Source organism: Streptomyces sp. NPDC043870 (genome assembly GCF_056435785.1).
Map to the genome: position 1 here is coordinate 15933 of NZ_JBWKDT010000032.1, position 22898 is coordinate 38830.

General features: G+C 71.9%; 18 protein-coding genes. 5 read left to right on the plus strand and 13 right to left on the minus strand.

Features of this window, described 5'->3' with window-relative positions; translation table 11 throughout:
- Positions 1-50: 50 nt before the first annotated feature.
- From AC0699_RS29740 to AC0699_RS29770, 7 genes are all read right to left on the minus strand, one after another.
- Positions 51-2450, minus strand: a complete 2400-nt coding sequence (locus AC0699_RS29740) for a glycoside hydrolase family 65 protein (protein ID WP_478666356.1) — start codon at positions 2448-2450, stop codon at positions 51-53.
- Positions 2447-3190 carry an HAD family hydrolase gene (locus AC0699_RS29745; protein ID WP_478666358.1) on the minus strand — a complete coding sequence of 248 codons (744 nt, stop codon included), beginning with the start codon at positions 3188-3190 and terminating at the stop codon, positions 2447-2449. The genes AC0699_RS29740 and AC0699_RS29745 overlap by 4 nt, the downstream gene beginning before the upstream one ends.
- 142 nt (positions 3191-3332) lie before the next feature.
- On the minus strand, positions 3333-4790 hold the full coding sequence (gene zwf / locus AC0699_RS29750) for a glucose-6-phosphate dehydrogenase (protein ID WP_478666360.1): 1458 nt from the start codon (positions 4788-4790) through the stop codon (positions 3333-3335).
- A gap of 3 nt (positions 4791-4793) precedes the next feature.
- A complete protein-coding gene (gene gnd, locus AC0699_RS29755) occupies positions 4794-5825 on the minus strand; it encodes a phosphogluconate dehydrogenase (NAD(+)-dependent, decarboxylating) (protein ID WP_478666362.1) in 1032 nt (343 codons plus the stop codon).
- A gap of 17 nt (positions 5826-5842) precedes the next feature.
- A complete protein-coding gene (tkt, locus tag AC0699_RS29760; RefSeq protein ID WP_478666366.1) occupies positions 5843-7906 on the minus strand; it encodes a transketolase in 2064 nt (687 codons plus the stop codon).
- 212 nt (positions 7907-8118) lie between these two features.
- A complete protein-coding gene (locus AC0699_RS29765; protein ID WP_478666368.1) occupies positions 8119-8979 on the minus strand; it encodes a universal stress protein in 861 nt (286 codons plus the stop codon).
- Between the two features lie 164 nt (positions 8980-9143).
- Positions 9144-10013 carry a LysR family transcriptional regulator gene (locus tag AC0699_RS29770; RefSeq protein ID WP_478666540.1) on the minus strand — a complete coding sequence of 290 codons (870 nt, stop codon included), beginning with the start codon at positions 10011-10013 and terminating at the stop codon, positions 9144-9146.
- A gap of 105 nt (positions 10014-10118) precedes the next feature.
- Here AC0699_RS29770 and lpdA point away from each other — a divergent pair, with 105 nt between their 5' ends.
- Positions 10119-11531 (plus strand): dihydrolipoyl dehydrogenase, encoded by a 1413-nt coding sequence (lpdA, locus tag AC0699_RS29775; protein WP_478666370.1) that lies wholly within the window; start codon positions 10119-10121, stop codon positions 11529-11531.
- Between the two features lie 66 nt (positions 11532-11597).
- On the opposite strand, the gene AC0699_RS29780 is transcribed toward lpdA, so the two are convergent.
- Positions 11598-12146: an FHA domain-containing protein gene (locus tag AC0699_RS29780; RefSeq protein ID WP_478666373.1), complete on the minus strand. Its 549-nt coding sequence runs from the start codon at positions 12144-12146 to the stop codon at positions 11598-11600.
- A 268-nt stretch (positions 12147-12414) separates the two neighbouring features.
- Between AC0699_RS29780 and AC0699_RS29785 the strand changes: the two genes are divergently transcribed.
- Together AC0699_RS29785 and AC0699_RS29790 are read left to right on the plus strand one after the other, a co-directional pair.
- Positions 12415-13296, plus strand: a complete 882-nt coding sequence (locus AC0699_RS29785; protein WP_478666543.1) for a GNAT family N-acetyltransferase — start codon at positions 12415-12417, stop codon at positions 13294-13296.
- A gap of 95 nt (positions 13297-13391) precedes the next feature.
- On the plus strand, positions 13392-14618 hold the full coding sequence (locus tag AC0699_RS29790; RefSeq protein WP_478666376.1) for an MFS transporter: 1227 nt from the start codon (positions 13392-13394) through the stop codon (positions 14616-14618).
- On the opposite strand, the gene AC0699_RS29795 is transcribed toward AC0699_RS29790, so the two are convergent.
- Positions 14607-15989: a GH1 family beta-glucosidase gene (locus AC0699_RS29795; protein WP_478666381.1), complete on the minus strand. Its 1383-nt coding sequence runs from the start codon at positions 15987-15989 to the stop codon at positions 14607-14609. The genes AC0699_RS29790 and AC0699_RS29795 overlap by 12 nt on opposite strands.
- A 97-nt stretch (positions 15990-16086) precedes the next feature.
- On the opposite strand from AC0699_RS29795, the gene treZ reads away from it, so the two are divergent.
- Positions 16087-17835, plus strand: coding sequence for a malto-oligosyltrehalose trehalohydrolase (treZ, locus tag AC0699_RS29800; RefSeq protein WP_478666383.1), 1749 nt, complete (start codon positions 16087-16089; stop codon positions 17833-17835).
- 118 nt (positions 17836-17953) lie between these two features.
- On the opposite strand, the gene AC0699_RS29805 is transcribed toward treZ, so the two are convergent.
- The 3 genes from AC0699_RS29805 to AC0699_RS29815 form a co-directional block, all read right to left on the minus strand.
- Positions 17954-19090: an aminopeptidase P family protein gene (locus tag AC0699_RS29805; RefSeq protein ID WP_478666384.1), complete on the minus strand. Its 1137-nt coding sequence runs from the start codon at positions 19088-19090 to the stop codon at positions 17954-17956.
- 95 nt (positions 19091-19185) lie between these two features.
- Positions 19186-20145 (minus strand): DUF1444 domain-containing protein, encoded by a 960-nt coding sequence (locus tag AC0699_RS29810; protein WP_469772267.1) that lies wholly within the window; start codon positions 20143-20145, stop codon positions 19186-19188.
- A 146-nt stretch (positions 20146-20291) separates the two neighbouring features.
- On the minus strand, positions 20292-20873 hold the full coding sequence (locus AC0699_RS29815) for a CGNR zinc finger domain-containing protein (protein ID WP_478666389.1): 582 nt from the start codon (positions 20871-20873) through the stop codon (positions 20292-20294).
- 260 nt (positions 20874-21133) lie between these two features.
- Here AC0699_RS29815 and AC0699_RS29820 point away from each other — a divergent pair, with 260 nt between their 5' ends.
- Positions 21134-22240, plus strand: coding sequence for a DUF6183 family protein (locus tag AC0699_RS29820; RefSeq protein ID WP_478666393.1), 1107 nt, complete (start codon positions 21134-21136; stop codon positions 22238-22240).
- On the opposite strand, the gene AC0699_RS29825 is transcribed toward AC0699_RS29820, so the two are convergent.
- Entirely contained in the window at positions 22224-22886 is a 663-nt protein-coding gene (locus tag AC0699_RS29825; RefSeq protein WP_478666396.1) for an MOSC domain-containing protein, read from the minus strand. The genes AC0699_RS29820 and AC0699_RS29825 overlap by 17 nt on opposite strands.
- Positions 22887-22898: the final 12 nt, after the last annotated feature.

Genomic DNA, 22898 nt, shown 5'->3' on the forward strand with positions numbered 1-22898 from the left:
GGCCTGCCTTCCGGATCCTGCCGGGCTCGGCCTGATCCGGACGACAGGATTCAGTCGGGCGCCTCAGCGGCGTCGGGCACCGCGACGCCCGTGCGTTCGGCGGGGCGGCGCCCCTTGGGCTGCTGCGGTTCGGGCTGCGCGGGCATCGTCGGCAGGGGTCGCTCCACCGGCTCGGACACCGTGAGGGCGAGCGGCTCGCCGTGGTGCAGGACGGTCAGCGGGTCACCCTCCATCAGCGTGTAACGGGCCGTGGTGCGGCGGATGTCCACCCGCAGTCTGCGCCCCCGCACCAGCACGGTGAACTTCAGGCCGGACAGGCGCTCGGGCAGCCTGGGAGCGAAACCCAGACGGCTGTGCGCCGCGTCCTCGCCTTCGTGCCGGCGCATTCCGCCGAGCCCGGCCACCAGGGCCAGCCATGTGCCCGCGAGGGAGGCGATGTGCAGCCCGTCGCGGGTGTTGTGCTCCAGGTTCTCCAGGTCCATCAGGGCTGCCTCACCCAGGTAGGCGTAGGCCAGCCGGAGGTGCCCGGTCTCCGCGGCCATGATCGCCTGGCAGCACGCCGAGAGCGAGGAGTCCCGCACGGTCAGCGGCTCGTAGTAGGCGAAGTTGCGGGCCTTCTCCTCGGGCGTGAAGGCGTCCGGGCACATCACCATGGCGAGGACCAGGTCCGCCTGTTTGACGACCTGTTTGCGGTAGAGGTCGAAGTAGGGGAAGTGCAGCAGCAGCGGGTACTGCTCCGGTGAGGTGGCGTCGAAGTCCCAGTGCTGGAACGCGGTGAACCCGGCCGACTGCTCGTGCACGCCGAGCGCCTCGTTGTACGGCACGGCGATCCGGGCGGCGGCGTCCCGCCAGGCCGCGGTCTCCTCGTCGTCGACTCCCAGTTCCTCCGCCCGGTCGGCGTGGCGCGCCGCCGTCTCCGCGGCGGCCACCAGGTTCCGTCGCGCCATCAGATTGGTGTAGAGGTTGTCGCGGGCGACGGCGCTGTACTCGTCGGGGCCGGTGACGCCGTCGATGTGGAAGACGCCCTCCGCGTCGTGATGGCCGAGCGAGTGCCAGAGCCGCGCAGTGTGCACCAGCAGCTCCAGACCCGGGCCCCGCTCGAACGTCTCGTCCCCGGTGGCGATCACGTACCGCAGCACCGCGTCGGCGATGTCGGCGTTGACGTGGAAGGCGGCCGTGCCCGCCGGCCAGTATGCGGAGCACTCCGCGCCGCTGATGGTCCGCCACGGGAACGCCGCTCCGGCCAGCCCGAGCTGATGGGCCCGGTCCCGCGCCGCGGGCAGGGTCGCGTGCCGCCAGCGCAGGACCGGGCCGACGGCCTGGGGCGCCGTGTAGGTGAGCACGGGCAGGACGAAGGTCTCCACGTCCCAGAACGAGTGTCCGTCGTAGCCCGTCCCCGTCAGGCCCTTGGCGGGGATCGCCCGCTCCTCCCCGCGGGCCGCCGCCTGGAGGACGTGGAAGAGCGCGAAGCGCACGGCCTGCTGGATCTCCGCGTCACCGTCCACTTCGACGTCCGCGCAGGACCAGAAGTTGTCGAGATAGGCCCGCTGCTCGGCGAGGAGCCCCTCCCAGCCGGTGCTCCGGGCGGCGGCGACCGCGCCGTCGACCTGGTCGTGGAGGGCGGGCAGCGACCTTTCGGCGGACCAGCCGTACCCCACGAACTTCACCAGCCGCAGCCGCTCGCCGGGTGCCAGTGCGGCGGTGACCGTGAGTCTGCTGACGTCCGGCTCGCTCTCGGCCGACCAGGTCGTCCCCGCCGGGCCCTCGACGATGTGGTCGGCCGCGGCCGCGACCCGCTGGCCGCTCTTCCTGGTGCGGTGCACCAGGCGCAGCCGGGTGTCCTGGGCGAAGTCCTCCTCCGGTTCGAGGGGGGAGTCGATCGCTGCCGCGACCCGCGGGTCGCCGGCGTCGTGCGGCATCTGCTCGTTCGCGACCAGTTCCGACTGGACGGCCACGGTGGCCCGGCCGTCCAGCGGCTCCACCTCGTACGCGATCGCGGCGATGGCCCGCTGGGTGAACGACACCAGGCGGTGCGAGGTGATGCGCACGGCGAGGCCGGCCGGGGAGGTCCATTCCGCGGTGCGGCTCAGGACTCCCGTACGGAAATCCAGTACCCGTTCGTGTGCCGTCAGTTCGCCGTAGCGCAGGTCGCAGGGGTGATCGTCCACGAGAAGCCTGATGATCTTCCCGTCGGTGACGTTGATCAGCGTCTGACCGGACTCCGGATAGCCGTAGCCGGCCTCGGCGTACGGCAGTGGGTGCAGCTCGTGGACACCGTTGAGGTAGGCGCCGGGCAGTCCGTGCGGCTCGCCCTCGTCGAGATTGCCGCGCCACCCGATATGGCCGTTGGCCAGGGCGAACACGGACTCGCTCTGGGCGAGGACGTCGAGGTTCAGCTCGGTCTCGCGCAGGCGCCAGGGCTCGACCACATAGCTGGGATGGGTGATCATCGTGACTCCATCAGTTCGGCGAGGTCGTTCACGACGACGTCGGCGCCGTGCTGCCGCAGCTCCGCGGCCTGCCCGGTCCGGTCGATGCCCACCACGATGCCGAACCGGCCCGCGCGCCCGGCCTCCACTCCGGCCAGCGCGTCCTCGAACACCGCCGCCTCGCCCGGTTCGGCGCCCAGGGCGCGGGCGGCGGCGAGATAGGTGTCCGGTGCGGGTTTGCCCCGCAGCCGCAGGTCCTTGGCGACGATCCCGTCGATGCGCTCGTCGAAGAGATCCTCGATACCGGCGGCGGCCAGCACGTCACGGCAGTTGGCGCTCGAGGAGACCACGGCGCGCCGCAGACCGGCGTCCCTGGCGGCGCGCACATAGGCCACCGACCCCTCGTACGCCTCCACGCCCTCCTCGCGGATCTTGCGGAGCACCAGTTCGTTCTTGCGGGTGCCCAGGCCGTTCACGGTCTCCGCGCCCGGCCCGTCGTCGGGCGCGCCCTCGGGCAGTTCGATGCCGCGCGAGGCGAGGAAGGTGCGGACCCCGTCCTCGCGGGGGCGGCCGTCCACGCACTCGTCGTAGTCGCGCACGGCGTCGAACGGCACGAAGGGCGTGCCCTCACGTTCGGCGCGCTGTCGCAGGTAGTCGTCGAACATCTCCTTCCACGCGGCCGCGTGGACCTTCGCGGTACGCGTGAGGACGCCGTCGAGGTCGAAGAGGCAGGTGCGGACGTGTTCCGGAAGACCCAGCATGCCGTCGAGGCTAGGAGGGGGCGGCGGCCCGCGGCGGCGTCGGGCGCCGCTCGCCGCGCCGCGCGTACCCCGTGGGGATGACGCCCGGGTGCCATCCGGAGCAGCCGGGGTCACTGACCCGTCCCCACCCCCACCGGGCGGGTCAGTGACGCTCCGGCAGGCTCCAGCGGTACGGGGCGATGAGCCGGTCGATCGACTCGGGGCCCCAGGAACCCGGCGCGTAGAGCTCGACCGGCGGCGGGTTCTCCAGCAGTGGGGTGGACGCCTCCCAGAGGCGCTCGATCCCGTCGGAGCGGGTGAACAGGGACTGGTCGCCGAGCATCGCGTCCAGGATGAGTCGCTCGTATCCCTCGAGCGCGTACATCTCGTTGAAGGAATCGGCGTAGTCGAAGACCATCTCGGCCTCGCTCAGGCGCATCGCGGGGCCGGGGTCCTTCACCAGGAAACGGGCGGCGATCCGGCCGGGGTCGTCGAAGTCGATCACCAGCCCGTTGTTCCGGGCCTCGGGGACGTCCTGCACGGCCAGCGGGAACATGCGCAGGGCCGGTTCCCGGAAACCGAGCGTCACGACGTGCCGTCCCTGCCCGAGCGACTTGCCCGAGCGGAGGTAGAAGGGCACACCGGCCCAGCGCCAGTTGTCCAGTTCGACGCGCAGCGCGACGAACGTCTCGGTGTCGGAGCGGGGATCGACGCCCGGCTCGTCGCGGTACCCCTCGTACTGGCCGCGGACGACGTGTGCCGGATCCAGCGGCCGCATGCTCTCGAAGACCTTCTCCTTCTCGTCCCGCAGGGGCTTCGCCCTGAGCGCGGTCGGGGGTTCCATCGCCACGAATCCGAGGAGCTGGAAGAGGTGAGTGACGATCATGTCCCGGAAGGTCCCGGTGCCTTCGAAGAACTGGGCGCGGCCTTCGATGCCGATCTTCTCCGGCACGTCGATCTGCACATGGCTGATGTGGTCCCGGTTCCAGACCGGCTCCAGGAGGCCGTTGGCGAACCGGAGGGCGAGGATGTTGTCGACGGACTCCTTGCCCAGGAAGTGGTCGATACGGAAGACCCGGGACTCGTCGAAGACGGCGTGGACGGTCGCGTTGAGGGCCTGGGCCGAGGCGAGGTCCGTGCCGAACGGCTTCTCCACGATCAGCCGGGCGTTCTCGGCGAGACCGGTCACGCCGAGCATCTCGACGACGGAGGCGAACGCCGCCGGTGGCACGGCGAGGTGGAACAGGCGCCGCGGGCTCCCGCCGACGGCCTGCTCGGCGTCCCGTACGGCCGCGAGAAGCGGCCCGGGATCGTCGGAGTCGGCCGCGCCGAAGGACAGCGCGTCCTCGAACTCCTGCCAGGCGCTGCCCTCGGGCTTCGATCTGCCGAATTCGGCGACCGCCTCCCGGGCCCGCTTGCGGAAGTCGTCGTCGCTGAGCGCGGCCCGGGACGGCGCCGATCCGACGATGCGGTAGCGGGCCGGCAGCAGCCCGGCCTTGGAGAGGTGGAAGAGCCCTGGCAGGAGCTTGCGCCGGGCGAGGTCCCCGGTCGCGCCGAACAGCACGATGACATGGTTCTCGGGAACCGGCCCGCGGTCTTCGGGCTGGGAGGTGCCGGCCACGGTTCACCCCGCCTTCTCGGCGTGACCGCCGAATTCGCCGCGCATCGCGGACAGCACCTTGTCGGTGAACTCGCCGAGCCCGCGGGATTCGTACCGCTGGACCAGGGCGGCACTGATGACGGGTGCGGGCACGCTCTCGTCGACCGCCGCGAGGACCGTCCACCGGCCCTCCCCGGAGTCCGAGACCCGGCCGGTGAAACGGTCGAGCCCGGGCGAGCGGGCCAGGGCGTCGGCCACGAGGTCGACCAGCCAGGAGCCTACGACCGAGCCACGGCGCCACACCTCGGCGACCTCGGCCACGTCGATCTCGTACTGGTACGCCTCGGGTTCGCGCAGCGGAGCGGTCTCGGCGTCGACGGTCCGCCTGCGCAGGCCCGCGTCCGCGTGCTTGATGACGCTGAGGCCCTCGGCGATGGCGGCCATCATCCCGTACTCGACCCCGTTGTGGACCATCTTCACGAAGTGGCCGGCACCGCTCGGCCCGCAGTGCAGATAGCCCTCGGGCGCGGTCCCGCCGGTCCTGGTACGGCCCGGGGTGGGCTCGGCGTCTCCGGTGCCGGGGGCGATGGTGCGGAAGACCGGGTCCAGGCGTTTCACCGCCTCCTCCTCGCCGCCGATCATCAGGCAGTAGCCCCGTTCGAGGCCCCAGACACCGCCCGAGGTGCCGCAGTCGACGTAGTGGATACGGCGGGGGACGAGCTCCTTGGCGCGGGCCATGTCGTCCCGGTAGTACGAGTTGCCGCCGTCGATGACCGTGTCGCCGGCGTCCAGCAGGGCGGCCAGCTGGTCGAGGGTCGGCTGCACGACACCGGCGGGCAGCATCAGCCAGAGGTTCCGGGGCTGCTCCAGCTTGTCGACGAAGTCGTGGAGGGAGGAGGCCGCTGTCGCCCCCTCGTTCTCCAGTTCCTGTACGGCGTCACGGTCGAGGTCGAAGACGACGCAGCGGTGGCCGTCACGCATCAGCCGGCGCACGAGGTTGGCCCCCATCCGGCCGAGCCCGATCATGCCGAGCTGCATGGGTGTGTCAGTGGTCATGGCCGGCCTTCCCGTCTTCAGTGCGTGGTACCGGCGGGTGCTGTCACCAGGTCGCGCGCGACCTGGGCCACCCGTTGCGGCGTGAACCCGAACTTCGTGAGCAGCTGCTTCAGGGGCGCCGAGGCACCGAAGGTGTGCATGCCGATGAGGGCGCCGCCGTCTCCCACGTACCGGTCCCACCCGAAGGTCGACGCCTGCTCGATGCCCACGCGGGCGGTCACCGACGGTGGCAGGACCTCGTCGCGGTACTCCCGCGGCTGACGGTCGAACAGCTCCCAGCACGGCATGCTCACCACCCGGGCCCTGATGCCCTGCGCGGCCAGTTCGTCGCGGGCGGACAGCGCCAGGGACACCTCGGATCCGGTGGCGAGCAGAATCACCTGCGGCTCGCCGGAGTCCGCGTCGGCCAGGACGTAGGCGCCGCGTGCGACTCCCGAGGCGGGGGCGAGCCGGGAACGGTCGAGGGTGGGAAGCGCCTGGCGGGAGAGGACCAGCGCCGCCGGCTCGTGGCGGAGCGCGGCGACCACCCGCCAGGTCTCGACGACCTCGCCCGCGTCGGCCGGCCGGAACACCAGCAGTCCCGGCAGCGCGCGCAGGCCGGCGAGCTGTTCGACGGGCTGGTGGGTGGGCCCGTCCTCGCCGACCCCGATGGAGTCGTGGGTGAAGATGTGCACGACCGGGATCTCCATCAGCGCGGACAGCCGGACGGCCGCCTTGGCGTAGTCGGAGAAGATGAGGAAGCCCGACCAGTACGGCCGCAGCTTGGTCAGGCCCATGCCGTTGGCGACGGCCGCCGAGGCGTGCTCCCGGATGCCCAGGTGGAGATTGCGCCCGGACGGGTCGTCGGGCTGGAAGTCCCCGGCACCGCCGAACGTGAGCCGGGTCTTCGTCGACGGCGAGAGGTCGGCCGAGCCGCCGAGGAGCCAGGGCACGCGCTGCGCGAGGGCGTTGAGGACCTGTCCGGACGAGTCCCTGGTGGCGAGGCCCTTGGGGTCGGCGGGGAAGTCGGGGAGCGCGCCGTCCCAGTCGCCGGGGAGTTCGCGGCGCTGCATGCGCTCCAGTTCGTCGGCGAGCTCGGGCCAGGCCTCGCGGTAGGCGTCGAACTGCTTCTGCCAGGCCGTGCGCAGTTCCGCGCCACGGGCACCGATGCCCTCGCCGAACCCGTCCCGGACGCCGTCGGGCACCCAGAACTGCTCGTTCTCGGGCAGACCGAGGAAGCGCTTGGTCGCCCGTACGCCGTCGGCTCCGAACGGCGCACCGTGGGCCTTCGGCGAGTCCTCGACGGGCGAGCCGTAGCCGATGTGGCTGTGCACCAGGATCAGGGTGGGGCGCTCGGTCTCGGCCCGGAAGGTGTGGAAGGCACGCGCGGCCGCGTCGAGGTCGTTGGCGTCGGCGACCGTGGTCACGTTCCAGCCGTAGGCGAGGAAGCGGGCGGCGACGTCCTCGGTGAAGGTGATGTCGGTGTGGCCCTCGATGGTGACCCGGTTGGAGTCGTAGATCCAGCACAGGTTCGACAGCCGGTGGTGGCCGGCGAGTGAGGCGGCCTCCGAGGAGACGCCTTCCATCATGCAGCCGTCGCCGGCGAGCGCGTACACGTCGAAGTCGAAGAGCGGGAAGTCGTCCCGGTTGTACCGGCCGGCGAGCCACCTGCCCGCCATCGCCATCCCCACGGAGGTGGCAACCCCCTGGCCGAGCGGCCCGGTCGTGGTCTCGACGCCGCTCGTCCAGCGGTACTCGGGGTGGCCGGGGCAGCGGGAGTCGAGCTGGCGGAAGGACTTCAGGTCGTCGAGGGTCACCGACGGGCGTCCCAGGACCTCGTAGTCGGGGTCGACCGCACGGACACCGGTCAGGTGCAGCAGGGACCACAGCAGCACCGAGGCGTGCCCCTCGGAGAGGACGAAGCGGTCGCGGTTCGGCCAGATCGGGTCCTGGGGATCGAACCGCAGGAACCTCTGCCAGAGCGTGTAGGCGACGGGTGCGATGCCCATGGGGGTACCGGGATGCCCGGACTCGGCCTTCTGGACGGCGTCCATGCACAGACCACGGATGGTGTTCACCGACAGCGTGTCCAGGTCGGTCATGAGCGTTCCCCGATCTCGGCAGGTTCAGCCAGGTCCGGCGGACGGGTGCGCCTCGCGCGGCGGGCAGCACCACGCTCCGCGGCCCGGCAGCGTTGGCGGTCCTGCTCGCATCGTGCCCGCAGCACGCGCCGGCCGGCCTCACCCGCCCCGGGTGAAAGCCTGCCGCGGGTGAGAGCCCGCCGCAGCCTTGAGCCCGCCGCGGATGCCCTCCGTCAGCTGTGCGGCACGACGGCCACGGGGCAGGCGGCATGGTGGATCGCCGCGTGGGTGACCGATCCGATGTGCGAACCGGATGCCGCGCGGCGCCGGCCGACGACCACGAGTCGCGCGTCCGACGCCGCCTCGACGAGGTGGCCGGCCGCCCGCCCGGGAGCGGACACCTCGGAGACCTCCACGGCCGGGAACTTTTCCCTGAAGGGGCGCACCGCGCCCGACAGCGCCGACGCCATCTCCGCCTGTGTCCCCGTGTCGGCCTCGCCGTGGTGGTGGAAGAACGGGACGTGCCAGCTGTGCACGATGTGCAACGGGACGCCGTGCCGTGCCGCGAAGTCGAACGCGAACTCGAGGAGCTCGTCCTTCACGTCGCTCACATCGAGACCGAGGACCACCTTCCGGGGGCCGCTGCCGCCGGAGGCGCCGCCGCCGTCCTCCCCGTACCCCGGCCGGACCAGCACCACAGGACGCTTCGCGTCCGCGACGACCTCCTGCCCCACCGAGCCGATGATGAAGCCGCCCACGCTGCCGAGCCCGTGCGACCCCATGACCAGTAGCTCCGCCTCTCCGGCGGCGGCCAGCAGCACGCTTGTGGGAGAGTCCTCGATCTCCTCCGCGGTCAGGGCGAGGTCCGGCCTGCGCGCGCGGACGCGCTCCTCCGTCACACCGAGCAGGCGCTCCGCCTGCCCGGCACGGTCCTCGTGCGACACCTTCACGGCCTGCAGCTGGTGCTCCGCCCACCGCGTGGCGTTCACCAGCCGCAGCCCGGTGTCGCGCAGTGCGGCCTCGTCCGCGGCCCAGTCCACTGCTGCCAGGCTTGCCTCGGAGCCGTCCACTCCGACAGCGATGAGTCCGGACATGCTGCTCCTCCTTGTCTGAGGGCTGGTGCGAAGGGGGCCGAAAGGGGGCCGTCACGGGCATCCGCACACGCGGACGCCTGGTCAAAAACGTATCGTTCGCAAAAAATTACGTGATTGACGACATCATCACCGTGAAGTTCCGCTCGCGCGCGTCGCGTACGGGATCACGGTGCGTCGGCGCAACGCCCCAGCAGCCCGGTGAACGTCTCCGCCGCGCCCGTGAGCCCGACCCGGGAGAACACCGTGAGGGGCCGCCGCCACGGCGGTTCGACCCGCAGCAGCACACAGTCCTCGCCGATCGCGCCGCGTACGACGTGCGCGGGCGCCGTGGCGACACCGACCCCGGCCGCCGCCATCCGGACCGCCGTGGAGGTGTGTTCCGTCCGCACGGCCGTACGGGGCGAGAAGCCGGCTTTCCCGCAGGCCCAGTCCAGGAAGGGCTGCCCCTCGACGACGGGCTCCATGGCGCAGCGGATCCACGTGTGGTCGCGGAGCTCCGCCAGCCGGACCGTCGGCCGGCCCGCGAGCGGGTCGTCGAACGGGACGACGAGGACGATCTCCTCCTCGCCGACCGGGAGGACGGGGCCCTGCCAGTGCCGCGGCGGCGGCCCGACGGCGAGATCGGCGGTGCCGCGCTCCAGCGCCTCCTGAAGCGCCTCGGTGGTGGCGTACTCGTGCAGGACGAGCGCGACCCCCGGGTGTGCCCGGTGCCAGCGGGCGAACACCTCGGGGAGCACGCCGACCGCGATCGAGTGCACGGTCGCGATGTGCAGTTCGCCGCCCTCCGCTCCGGCCGCCGCCCGCGCCGCCCGCCGGCCCTGCGCGGCGCTGCTTACGGCGAGCTCGGCATGGGGCAGGAAGGCGCGGCCCATCGCGGTGAGCCGGACGCCGCGCGGCATCCGCTCCAGCAGCTGACCGCCGACGGACTTCTCCAGCGCCTTGATCTGGTGCGAGAGGGCGGGCTGGGTGACGTGCAGCAGTTCGGCGGCGCGGGTGAACGACGACTCCTCGGCCACCGTGACGAAGTACTCCATCTGCCGCAGACTGCTCATGTGCCCCGTCCCCCGATAAAGGCTGTGCATCGCATCCACAAGAACATTGCCTTGGACTCATGGCAAGGTCCGTCGGAGGCTGATCCCATGACACACATTCATGAGACCGATGTGATCGTGATCGGTGGCGGCACCGGCGGCTACTCCACCGCCCTGCGCGCCGCCGCGCTCGGCCTGCGGGTCGTGCTCGCCGAGCGCGACAAGGTCGGCGGCACGTGCCTGCACCGCGGATGCATCCCCAGCAAGGCGATGCTGCACGCCGCCGAGCTGGTCGACGGCATCGCGGAGGGGCATGAGAGGTGGGGTGTGAGGGCGACCCTCGAATCGGTCGACTGGTCCGCGCTCGTGGCGACGCGTGATGACATCGTGTCCCGCAACCACAAGGGCGTCGAGGGCCATCTGGCACACGCGGGTGTCGAGACCGTCCGCGGCAGCGCACGGCTGACCGGCCCGCGTTCGGCGACGGTCGAGAGGTACGGGCAGGTGATGGCCCGGCGCGGCATCGTCCTGGCGACCGGGTCACGGCCGCGGATGCTGCCGGGTCTGGCCTCCGACGGCCGTCGCGTCGTCACCAGCGACGACGCCCTGTTCGTATCCGCCCTTCCGGCGTCCGTGCTGGTCGTGGGCGGCGGCGCGATCGGGGTCGAGTACGCCTCGTTCCACCGCTCGATGGGCGCGCAGGTGACGCTCGTCGAGGCGCTCGACAGGCTCGTACCGCTCGAGGACGTCGATGTGTCCCGCCATCTGACCAGGGGCCTGAAGAAGCGGGGCATCGAGGTGCTCGCGGGGGCCCTGTTGCAGCAGACGGAGCTGCTGGACGACGGCGTACGGGCAACGGTCCGCACGGCGCGCGGCGAGACGCGGACGGTTGAGGCGGAGCAGCTGCTGGTCGCGGTCGGCCGCGCGCCGGTGACCGACGGGCTCGGTCTGGAAGCGGCCGGGCTGACCACCGACGAGCGGGGCTTCGTCGCGCCCGCCGACTGGTCACGGCTGGAGACCGCGGTGCCCGGCGTTCATGTCGTGGGCGATCTGCTGCCGCCGCCGTCACTCGGGCTGGCCCACGCCTCCTTCGCGGAGGGCCTGCTGGTGGCCGAGACCCTGGCCGGTGTGCCGTCCGCGCCCGTCGACTACGCCGCCGTCCCCCGTGTCACGTACTCCTCGCCGCAGACCGCGTCCGTCGGGCTGAGCGAGGCGGAGGCACGCAGCCGCGGCCATGACGTCACGGTCAACTCCATGCCGCTGACGGCCGTGGCCAAGGGCATGGTGCATGGCCAGGGCGGCGTCGTGAAGGTCGTCGCGCAGGAGGGCGGCGGGCAGGTCCTCGGCGTCCATCTCGTCGGCCCGAACGTCTCGGAGATGATCGCCGAGAGCCAGCTGATCGTCGGATGGGACGCGGAGCCGGCCGATGTGGCCCGGCACGTGCACGCCCACCCGACGCTCTCGGAAGCGGTCGGCGAGACGTTCCTGACGCTGGCCGGCCGGGGGCTGCACCAGCAGTGACGAACGCGGCGCGGGCGGTCCGGGGCTGCACCGGCAGTGACGAACACGGCGCGCGCGGCCGGACGTTCAGCGTGCGTCGAGCCGGAAACTCATCCGTCCGAAGCTCACCATGTCGCCGGCCCGGACCACGACCGAGCCCGTCACACGGCGGCCGTTGACCGTGGTGCCGTTGGTCGAGCCGAGGTCGCGCAGCACCCAGAGCCCGCCGCGCAGGGTCAGTTCGGCGTGCAGGCGCGAAACCGTGTCATGGCTGAGCCGCAGCCCGTTGGACGGGTCGCGGCCGATGCGCAGCGGATACGGTCCGGGCTCGGGCAGCAGCAGCGGGGGCAGCCGCTCGGCCTTCCAGGCGCGGCCGAGCCGCACGGAGAACGCGGACACCTTGCCGACCGCCCCGAACAGCTTCTTCGACAGGCGGCCTTCGCTGTGCAGGTCCGCGGTGAGCGCCCGCAGTTCGTCGGGCCCGCGGGCGGACAGGGCGAGCTCCATGCGCCGCACGAACGTGTCGTGCGACAACTTGCCCTCGGCCGCGCCCTCTCTGAGGATTCCGAGCACGCGGTCCCGCTCGGCGTCGGAGGGCCGAGCGGGGTACGTCTGGAACTCGAAGGAGGACGTCACAAACGTGATTGTCGGGCTGCGTGGCCCGGGTGTCCAGAAGGACCGGTCAAGATCACTTCCATCGCCCCTCCGCACGTACGCGCGAAAAGCACTGGACGTCCCGCCGGGTGCCGTCTAGCGTGATCACGACGCCCGTGACCGACGGAAGGAGGCGAGTGCAGTGCAGACCGCACGATTCCCGCGCTCCCGCCCCGTCCGCCCGGCGTTCACCGTCTGACCGGGAGCGTTTCACACACATCCCTTCCCGGAGGACTTCCTCATGACCGCTGTGACCGGTCCGGTCATCCGCGCGCTCTCCGAGAGCGACGCACATCTCTTCGACGCACTGCCCGACCCGCTCGGTGTGGGCCGCGCGCTGGCCCGTGCCACGCACCGCCCCGAGTGGAAGCGGGTCGCCCTGCGCGACGGCAAGGTCGTAGCCCGGGCCGCCTGGTGGGGCGGACCCGACGACACGTCACCCGTCAACCTCAACTGGTTCGACGTCGCCGAGGGCGAGGAGGAGGCGGGCGCCGAACTGCTGCGCACCTCCCCGTTCCGGGTGGAGTACGAGCTGATCCTGCCCGCCGGCTGGCGCGCGGACCCGGTGCTCCGGGCCGCGGGCGAGGCGCGGCTGCGTGCCGCGGAGGCGGCCGGGATGAAGGTGCTCGTGGAACGGTTCCAGTACCGGTGGACGCCGGAGTGCGGGCTGCCGGAGCGGCCCGGGCGGCTGGAGTTCCGGCCGGAGCCCGACGACGAGGTGATCCTCGACGTCCTGCGTCGCGTGCACTCGGCGACGCTGGACGCACACGCCCTGCGCGCGATCGCCGAGGGCGGCCTGGACCAGGCCGCCCAGGAGGAGCTGGACTTCTTCCACTGGTGCCCGTCGCCGCGCGAGTGGTGGCGGCTGGCGTTCACGCCGGAGGGCGAGCTCGCCGGTCTGCACATCCCGGCGCACAACCCGTCGGGGCCGTGCATCGGCTACATCGGGGTCGTACCGGAGCAGCGCGGCCGGGGCTACGCGTACGACCTGCTCGCCGAGTGCACGCACTTCCTGGCCGAGCAGGGTGCGGAGTTCATCGCCGGCGCGACGGACCAGGGCAACTTCCCGATGGCGGCGAACTTCACGAAGGCCGGGCATCCGGTCGTTCAGGAACGCATCCATCTCGTGTGAGTCCGAATCGTGCGAGTCCGAGGCATCCGGCGTATTGATCGGGGTCGGGGGTGTCCGTAGGCTCCGGGCACCCCCGAGCTGATGGCGAGCGGCCCATGGTGATGGACGATCCCCGTACGGAGCCGCAGACCCGCGTCGGCGGCGGCTGGATATCCGGGCTGGTGCTGGCCGGCCTCGGCCTGTACATGGCCTTCCTGACCCCGATTCAGGTACTGCTGGCCGAACAGATCGACGCGGTCGACCCGTCGGGGAAGGAGGTCGCGCTCGGCTGGGTCACCGGCGTGGGCGCGCTCGTCGCCGTCGTGGCCAATCCGCTGGCGGGTGCGCTCTCCGACCGTACGGGCGGCCGCTTCGGCCGCCGCCACCCCTGGATCCTGGGCGGGGCGGTGGCCGGTGCGGCCGGACTCGCGGTCACGTCGGCGCAGACCACGATCGTGGGGGTGACACTCGGCTGGTGTCTGGCGCAGCTCGGGCTGAACGCGATGCTCGCCGGCACCAATGCCGTCGTCCCCGATCAGGTGCCGGTGGGGCAGCGGGCCGCGGTCTCCGGCTGGATCGGCGTCCCGCAGACGCTGGGCCTGGTCGTGGGCGCACTGCTGGTGACGACGGTCGTGACGGGGACCGCGGCGGGCTATCTGCTGCTGGCGGTCCTGGTGGTGCTGTCGGCGCTGCCGTTCGTGCTCCTCACCCGTGATCCCCAGGTGCCGCGCGAGGCCCGGCAGCCGGTGCGGCTCGCCGGCTTCTGGGTGAGCCCGCGGGCGTACCCGGACTTCGGCTGGGCCTGGCTGACCCGCTTCCTGGTGATGCTCGGCAACGCCATCGGCACGCTGTACCTGCTGTATTTCCTCAAGGACGCGGTGCACTACGCGAATCCGGACGAGGGCGTGCTGATCCTGACGCTGCTCTACACGGCGGGGGTGGTCGTGACGGCGGTCGGCGGCGGGGTCGTCTCGGACCGGTCGGGGCGGCGCAAGGTGCTGGTGTCGGTGAGCTCGGTGGTGATGGCCGTGGCGTCGCTGCTGCTGACGTTCTGGCACACCTGGCCGGTGGCGATGGGCGCGGCGCTGCTGCTGGGACTCGGCTTCGGGGCGTACATCGCGGTGGACCAGGCCCTTATCACACAGGTGCTGCCGAGCGCCGGTGACCGGGCCAAGGACCTGGGGGTCATCAACATCGCCAACTCGGCTCCCCAGGTCCTCGGTCCGGCGCTCGCGGCGCCGATCGTGGCGTACGCGGGCGGCTACGCCGGTCTCTACCTCACCTCCACGGTGGTGACGGTCGCCGGCGGGATACTGGTGTGGCGGATCCGCTCAGTCCCCTGACCGTGCGACCCGCTGGGCCCGTATGGCGTCCCGGTACCAGGCGTACGACGCCTTGGGCGTCCGCTCCAGCGTCTCGTAGTCGACGTGGACGAGCCCGAAGCGCTGCGAGGCACCCTCCACCCATTCGATGTTGTCGGTCAGCGACCAGACGAAGTAGCCGCGTACGTCCACCCCTTCCTCGACGGCACGGTGCAGCGCCCGCAGATGGCCGTCCAGGTAGGCGATACGGCGTGTGTCGGCGAGGTCGGGGAAGTCGTCGTACGAGCAGCCGTTCTCGGTGATGTGGACGGGCGGGAGGCGGTCTCCGTAGCGCTCCTTGAGGGTGACGAGGAGTTCGCGGAGCCCGTCGGGGACGACGGGCCAGCCGAAGTGGGTGCGTTCGGCGTCCTCGATCTCCCGCAGCCCGAAGGGGAGTCCGGCGGGCATGCCGAGACCCGCGTACGAGTCGAGGGCGTCCGGGGCGGGCGCGCCGACGAGCATGGGGCTGTAGTAGTTCACGCCGTACCAGTCGAGGGGCTCGGAGATCACGGCGAGGTCGTCGGCGACCGGTCCCGGCATCAGGGCGTCGAAGCCCTCGGGGTAGCGGCCGGTGAGGAGCGGGTCGGAGAAGAGCCAGTTGGTGAGGGTGTCGTAGATCTCGGCGCCCGAGCGGTCCTCGTCGCTGTCGCTCGCGGCGCGTACCGGCGAGTGGGAGACGGCCAGGCCGATGTTGCCGGCGCCCGCGGCGCGCAGGGCCTGGACGGCGAGGCCGTGGGCGAGCAGCTGGTGGTGGGCGGCGGGCAGGGCGTCGAAGAGGAGCTTCTTGCCGGGGGCGTGCTCGCCGAGGGCGTAGCCGAGCAGGGTGACTTCGGCGGGTTCGTTGATGGTGATCCACATGGGGACGCGGTCGGCGAGGCGTTCGGCGACGGCGGCGGCGTACTCGGCGAACCGGGCGGCGGTGTCGCGGTTCAGCCAGCCGCCGGCCTCTTCCAGGGGCAGCGGGGTGTCCCAGTGGTAGAGCGTCGGGGCGGGGGTGATGCCCCGGGCGCACAGTTCGTCGACGAGACGGTCGTAGAAGCCGAGCCCGGCGGGGTTGACGGGGCCGCTGCCGCCGGGGATCACCCGGGGCCAGCTGACGGAGAACCGGAAGGCTCCGGCGCCGAGTCCGGCGAGCAGGGCGACGTCCTCGCGGTAGCGCTCGTGGAAGCCGGTGCCGCGGGAGGCGTCCGCGCCGTCCTTGACACGGCCGGGCTCGGCGGCGAAGGCGTCCCAGCCGGAGGGGCCCTTGCCGTCCGTGTCGGCGGCGCCTTCGGTCTGGAACGCGGACGCGGAGGCGCCCCACAGGAAACCGGGAGGGAAAACAGGCAGCGATGTCGCGGAGGGCGATGTCATGACCGGGACACTAGTACCGGCGAGTACAGCGCCTGAAGACCCCGGAGTTGCCAGGATGGGTACGAGTGCCGCCGACACGACAGGGGATCGATCACCAGTGCTGTTCGAGGTATGGGCACCGTATACGCGGGACCGGGTCGCGCTGTGGCTGGAGGGCACCGAACAAGCGATGGAGCGCGACGCGGAGCGGGCCGGGTGGTGGACGGCCGAGGCGGAGGCGGACGACGGGGCGCGGTACGGCTTTCTCCTCGACGGCGGCCCGCTGCTGCCCGATCCGCGCTCGCGCCGCCAGCCGGAGGGGCCGGACGGGCCGAGCGCGGTGGTCGCGCCGGACGCGTACGTCTGGCGCAGCGACGACTGGGACGGCCGGGAGCTCCCGGGCGCGGTCCTCTACGAACTGCACGTCGGCACGTACACGCGCGAGGGCACCCTGGACGCCGCGTCCGGGCACCTCGGTGAGCTGGCCGAACTGGGGGTCACCCATGTGGAACTGATGCCCGTCTGCCCCTTCCCGGGGACGCACGGCTGGGGGTACGACGGGGTGGCGCCGTGGGCCGTGCACGAGCCGTACGGCGGACCCGAGGCACTGAAGCGCTTTGTCGACACAGCACACGGTCTCGGCCTCGGAGTCGTCCTGGACGTCGTCCACAACCACCTCGGGCCGTCGGGGAACCATCTGCCGGCCTTCGGGCCGTACTTGACCGAGACCCACCACACGCCATGGGGCGCGGCGATCAATCTCGACGCTCCGGGCTCCGACGAGGTGCGCGCGTATCTGATCGGCAGTGCGCTGGCCTGGCTGCGCGACTACCGCGTGGACGGGCTGCGGCTGGACGCGATCCACGCGCTCGCGGACAGCCGTGCGCTGACGTTCCTGGAGGAGCTGTCGGCGGCGGTCGACGGTTTCGCGGCGGACGTCCGCCGGCCGTTGTTCCTGATCGCCGAGTCGGACCGGTGCGATCCCCGGACGACGACTCCGCGCGAGGAGGGCGGGCTCGGTGTGCACGCGCAGTGGAACGACGACTTCCATCACGCCCTGCACACGGCGCTGACGGGCGAATCCCACGGCTACTACGCCGACTTCGCGCGCGCCCCGCTCGCCGCGCTCGCGAAGACCTTCGGCCATGTCTTCTTCCACGACGGTACGTATTCGACGTTCCGGGGCCGCACGCACGGACGGCCCGTCGACCTGGTCCGGACACCCGCGGGACGTTTCCTCGGCTACGCCCAGACCCACGACCAGATCGGCAACCGCGCCCTCGGCGACCGGCTGTCCGCCCGGCTCTCCCCCGGGCTGCTGGCCTGCGCCGCCGCGGTCGTACTGACCGGGCCGTTCACCCCGATGCTGTTCATGGGCGAGGAGTGGGGTGCCGGTACCCCGTGGCAGTACTTCACCGACCACACCGATCCCGAGCTCGCGGAGGCCGTACGTCAGGGCAGACGGCGCGAGTTCGCCGCGTCCGGGTGGGCGGCGGACGACATCCCCGACCCGCAGGACCCGGCCACCCGCGAACGCTCCTGTCTGGACCGCAGTGAGCGCGAACGCGAGCCCCATGCCCGCCTGCTGGCCTGGCACCGCGCGCTGATCGCCCTGCGCCGCGACCAGCCGGATCTGTCCGACCCGGACCTGGCGGCGGTCCACGTCGCCTACGACGAGACCGCCCGCTGGTTCGTCTTCCGCCGGGGCGACCTGAGGGTCGCCGTCAACCTCGGCGAGGAGCCCGCCACGGTCCCGCTGGGCGGCGGGAGCCGGGTGCTGGCGGCATGGGACCACGTCCGGCCGCCCGGCGCGGACGGGGTGCTGGAGCTGCCGGGCGAGTCGTGCGTGGTGCTGACCGACGGCTGACGTGCGCTGCGCGGCGGGGGCTCCGCCCCGGACCCCGCCGGGGCTCCGCCCCGGACCCCGCTCCTCGATCGCCGGAGGGGCTTGAAAGCAAGCCCCTGGGAGGGGAAACGGCCGGCGCCTACTCCACGATCGCCATCTCGCGCGGTGTGTTGTTGAAGCGGCGGCCGCCCGTCTCCGTGACCGTCACGATGTCCTCGATACGGACACCGAACCGGCCGGGGAGATAGATCCCGGGCTCGACGGAGAAGCACATGCCCGGGACGAGAGGCTGCTCCTCGCCCTCGATCATGTAGGGCGGTTCATGGGTGGTGACGCCGATGCCGTGGCCGGTGCGGTGGATGAAGTACGCACCGTATCCGGCGTCGGTGATCACCGCGCGTGCCGCGCGGTCGACGTCCTGGCAGGCGGCGCCCGGCCGCACCGCGTCGAATCCGGCCTGCTGGGCCTCGCGTACGACGTCGTGGACGCGCTGTTCCTCGGCGGACGGCTCACCGACATGGACGGTGCGGGTGGTGTCGGAGCCGTAGCCGTGCTTCAGGCCTCCGAAGTCGAGGACGACCATGTCGCCCCGGGCGATGGTGCGGTCGCCCGCTTCGTGGTGCGGGTTGGCTCCGTTCGGGCCGGAGCCGACGACCGTGAAGTCCACCTGGGAGTGGCCGAACCGCAGGAGCAGAGCGGCGAGGTCCGCCGCGACCTCGGTCTCCTTGCGGCCGGAGAAGCGGACCTTGAGGATCTCGCGGTACGCCTCGTCGGCGGCCGCGCCCGCCGCCTCCAGCCGGGCCAGCTCGGACGCGTCCTTCACCGCGCGGAGCATGGGCAGGGCGTCCGTCAGGGAGACGTACGACGTGCCGGGGAGTTCGCGTTGCATGCCCAGCAGATGCATCGCCCAGGCGTTGTCGCTGACCCCGAAGCGGCCGCGGCCCTCGAGCAGCGCCGCGGTGACGGCGTACGGGTCCTTGCCGTCGGTCCACGGGCGGAGCGTGAGCGCGGGCGCGCCGGCAGCGTGCTGGGCGTCGGGGGCCTCCAGGGTCGGTACGACCAGCACGGGGTCCTGGCCCTCGACGAGCACCAGGACGGTGAGCCGTTCCGTGACCGCGGGCTGGTAGCCGGTGAGATGGACGAGGTCGGGGCCGGGTGCCACGAGGAGGCCGGAGAGCCCGGCCCCGGCGGCGGACCGGGCGGCCCGGGCCATCCGGGCACGGTAGTCGTCGGCGGTGAAGGGTTCGGGCGGTACAGCCGCGGGCGGTGTGGGCATGGGTCCGTCCTCCTCAGCACAATTCATGGTGCCCGGGCCGCCTGGAGGGCGCGAGCGGGCGCTCCGCCCGGTCGGCCCCGGGGCCTGGTCGGTGGTCAGTCCTGGTCCGGCTTCTCGGCGATGAGCCGTTCCAGCAGGTCCTGGAAGTCCTCGCCGACGACGATCCGCAGCCCGTCGCCGTCCTCGTCACGGTCGCTGAGCTGGGTCAGCGTCCCGGCCCGCCACCAGTAGACGTACGGGGTGATCGCCCCGGGCGTGTCCGCGTAGCCGGACGCGGCGAACGCGGCCAGGGCGTTGAGGGACGGGATGACACTGGTGTCGCGGATGACGTGGAAGGCGAGCTGGTGCCGGAACGGCAGCGCGACCAGCGCCCCGTCCGCGGTGATGTGCTGCCCGGTGACCTGGCGGACGAGTGCGTCCAGCACGAGGACCCGGCTGGCGGTGTAGAAGGAGTCGCCGACGACCACCTCGAAGCACATGCCCCCGGCGTCCTTGACGGTCTCGTGGGCCTCGACGGGCAGTCCCCGCAGATTGTCCAGGGCGCGCTCCCGCAGCCCGGGTACGTCGCCGAGCGGCTCCAGGGCCTCGTCGGTGAGCATCATGACGCTCTCGGGCAGGTCGAGGGCGAGCACCTCGCTGAGTCCCGGGGCGAGTGTCCTGGCGTAGCTGAACGTCATCCGGTCGAGGCCGTCCGAGCCGATCACCCGGGGGTAGAGCTGGGCACGGATCTGGTCGGGCGGGAGGGTGTCCAGCGCGGACGGGGCATCCATGGTGCGCAGCACCATGCCGACATGCTGGCGAATGACGTCGGGCCACACCCGGGGGCCGCGCTCGTCGTTGTGGCAGACCGCGGCGAGGTTGCCAAGTCCGAACTGCCGTCCGGAGCTGTCGGTGACGACGTCGGCGTAGACGGTGACTTCCAGTCCCTGCTCGGCGAACGCTTCCCGGACCTGCCCGCGGAAGCGTGCGCCTTCGCCCACCGAGAGGAAGGCGAACTCCGCGTCCCGGGGCGCGTCGTCCCCGTCACGCTTCGGCCCTCGCCGGAACAGCCCCACGTCAGCCCCCGCTCATCCTGTGTGCGCTCAGGTTTCGAGCCTACCGAGCTCCCCGCCGGCCGCGCTCTTCAGGCCCGGGAGTGGTTCGACGGCTGCCCGGGCCGGGAGGCCTGCGGCGAAGGAGGTGCCCGACGAAGGAGCCGGGCTCACGGACGAGAACGCCGGTGGGCCGCCACTCTTTCCCGTGTCGCGCAGCGGCGGGAACAGTAGCGGCGTGCCGGGCCGCTGCCCTGCGTGAGGTAGACGTTCCGGCAGCTGGGCGATGCACAGAGCCCGCCGGGCGGGCGCTGGCGATCCCAGATCAGGACGGTCAGTGCCATGCAGGACGAGGCGAGGAACCACTCACCCCACGGCGCGTCGTCGTCACTGTCGAGGTGCGGGTGCCAGGGGGTGCGACCTCCGTGCGAGGAGAGGCGGACCGGCACTGCGCTCTCCAGCAGGAGGCGGTTCAGACAGGACGCGGCGAGGTCGACGTGATCGGCGGCGAAGACCTCACGCAGCAGTAGTGCGGCGGCGCGCATCTCTGCGACATCGCTCGCGGAGAGTTTGACGGAGCCGAGCTCGCCGTGTTCGCGCAGCACCGCCACGACCGCTTCGGTTTCCGTGTTCTCACCGGTCAGGACATTGATGAGGGCGGCAGTGCGCCGGGCGGTGGCCAGCACCGAATGCCGGGTCGACCAGTCGTCGTTCGAGGGCTGCACAAGGGCAATGTACTGCATGTAACGCATGTGGGGCAGTTTTGAGTTACCTGCGTAACGTGATCCGCATGAAGACGCGTTACGCGATGTGGTCCTGTCTCGTCGGGGCGGCAACCGCTCGCACCGGGGACGAAATGTCGGGACCGGCGCTGTTGCTGGCGGGACTCGCGATCACCGGGTCGGCGACGCAGGCGGCAGGACGTGCACCGGTCGCCGAGTCCGGGCGGCATGGGACCGGGGTCTGCCGGACGCCCGCCGATACGTGCCGGGGCACCGCATAAGGTGCCCGTATGCCGGTACCGCCTGGACTCCCCAATGACGCCACGCTCAAGGTCTATGCCGTCACCGACCCCGAGCGCCTCTACGACCTGGCCACCGATCCGGCCCGGGCCGCCGAGGGCACCGGCACCATCGAGAAGCTCGCCACGGTACTGACCGAGCACCACTCGCAGGCCGCCACGGACCGGGCGGTCCGCCTCGCGGAGCACCTGGCGGGCGCCGAAGGCCCGGAGGGCGGGCGCGGGTTGATGCGGCGGATCGCGTGGCAGCTGGTGCAGCGCCCGAGCACGGTGGCCCTCAAGCCTCACTTCGCGCAGCCGCCCACGGACCTGGACGACCCGGCGACGGAATTCCGTGCCTGTCTGCTGCACGAGATGGCCCTGCGCTGGGGACTCTGGGGACTCGACGACGAGCCCTGCGTGTCGTACGGAGCGCGCCTGCGTGACCTCGGGCATCCCCTCGCCTGGCTGCCGCTCACCTCTCTGCACTTCGAAAACGCCATGCGCAGCGGTGCGGTGATGCAGGGCAGCATCCTCGGCTCCATGAGCCCGGCCGAACTGCGGGCCCGGTTCCCGGAGATACCCCCGACCGAGTCCGGCGCCCGCGCCGGCCGCACCGCCCGGGAGTCCCCGGACGCCCTGCGCGCCGAGGCGGCGACCGGCCCGTTCGCCGAACTGGCACAGTCCGAGGCCGTGTTCCACACCCTGCCGCAGCCACTCGACCCCGCCGACTTCAACTCCGCGCTGCTCGCGGAACTCGACGCGCCCTGCCTGCACAACCTCACCCGGGACACCCTCACCGCCGTGCACACCACCGCCGATGACGTCGCCGGCGATCTCTTCGTCGCCGCGTTCTCGGGCGGGCTGTGGGGCGAGGGCCACGAAGGCGCGTACAGCAGACTGCTCACGTGGCGCAGTCTGTACGCACTCATGGACCTCGACCCCGATGTCTCGCACCACGACGCCGTACGCAGGGCCTACGAGCACCGCTGGCTGCGCTTCGCCGCAGCGCGCCGGGCCAGCAACTGGTTCCACGGCGACCTCACGGACTGCGCGTTCGCCGTCCTCGACCCCAGCCGGACACGGATCGCCGTGCTGGCGGTCACCGAGACCGACTAGCTATTGGCTGGATCAGAGTGACGGCGTCCCCGAGCCGCACCGGTCCCGGCGCCGCGACCGTGGCCAGTGCGTCCAGGCGGGTGTCATGCGCTTGCGCGATGGCCCGCAGCACCAGCGGAGAGTGGGGCAGATCCTGCTGAGCCTGGTTGGTCATCACGCATCGCTCGCTGGAGCGTACGAACTCCACGCACAGAACGTCGCCGATCCGGGCCTTGCTCCCGAACCACTCGTCCTCGACGAACGGACGTGTGCCCGGCGGGGTCCGCACCAGCAGGTTCGGCCGGAAGCGGCGCTCGTCGACCGGAACGCCGGGGACGGCCGCGCGTACCCAGTCGAGGGTGGCGGTCGTCAGGATGCTGAGAGGGAGCTGGTCGAAGTGGGAGACCGTTCCCTCCCGGGCGACTTCGACATCGTCGCGGCCGAGGTAGTGGCGCAGGTAGGCGGTGGGATCCGGCACGGCCGCGCCCTGCGGGTCCAGCAGCTCGGGCTCCTCGCCCCCGTCGGCGTAGCGGGAGCGCAACACCGCGTACAGGCGGTCGCCGACCATGCCCCGGACGTCGACGTCCGCTCGCTCCAGCCGCTCACCGCCCGTCGATTTGATCGGATAGCGCCAGATCCGCTCGACCGTGCCCAACGTGTCCCCCATCGGGCAGACGTT

Excerpts from the sequence above, each read along its gene's own strand:
- AC0699_RS29740 (WP_478666356.1), bottom strand. The coding sequence starts at position 2,450 with ATGATCACCCATCCCAGCTATGTGGTCGAGCCCTGGCGCCTGCGCGAG.
- AC0699_RS29815 (WP_478666389.1), bottom strand. The coding sequence starts at position 20,873 with ATGCGTTACATGCAGTACATTGCCCTTGTGCAGCCCTCGAACGACGAC.
- AC0699_RS29745 (WP_478666358.1), bottom strand. The coding sequence starts at position 3,190 with ATGCTGGGTCTTCCGGAACACGTCCGCACCTGCCTCTTCGACCTCGAC.
- gnd (WP_478666362.1), bottom strand. The coding sequence starts at position 5,825 with ATGACCACTGACACACCCATGCAGCTCGGCATGATCGGGCTCGGCCGG.
- AC0699_RS29805 (WP_478666384.1), bottom strand. The coding sequence starts at position 19,090 with ATGCCCACACCGCCCGCGGCTGTACCGCCCGAACCCTTCACCGCCGAC.
- AC0699_RS29795 (WP_478666381.1), bottom strand. The coding sequence starts at position 15,989 with ATGACATCGCCCTCCGCGACATCGCTGCCTGTTTTCCCTCCCGGTTTC.
- AC0699_RS29765 (WP_478666368.1), bottom strand. The coding sequence starts at position 8,979 with ATGTCCGGACTCATCGCTGTCGGAGTGGACGGCTCCGAGGCAAGCCTG.
- AC0699_RS29790 (WP_478666376.1), top strand. The coding sequence starts at position 13,392 with ATGGTGATGGACGATCCCCGTACGGAGCCGCAGACCCGCGTCGGCGGC.
- AC0699_RS29825 (WP_478666396.1), bottom strand. The coding sequence starts at position 22,886 with ATGGGGGACACGTTGGGCACGGTCGAGCGGATCTGGCGCTATCCGATC.
- tkt (WP_478666366.1), bottom strand. The coding sequence starts at position 7,906 with ATGACCGACCTGGACACGCTGTCGGTGAACACCATCCGTGGTCTGTGC.
- AC0699_RS29820 (WP_478666393.1), top strand. The coding sequence starts at position 21,134 with ATGCCGGTACCGCCTGGACTCCCCAATGACGCCACGCTCAAGGTCTAT.
- lpdA (WP_478666370.1), top strand. The coding sequence starts at position 10,119 with ATGACACACATTCATGAGACCGATGTGATCGTGATCGGTGGCGGCACC.
- AC0699_RS29770 (WP_478666540.1), bottom strand. The coding sequence starts at position 10,013 with ATGGAGTACTTCGTCACGGTGGCCGAGGAGTCGTCGTTCACCCGCGCC.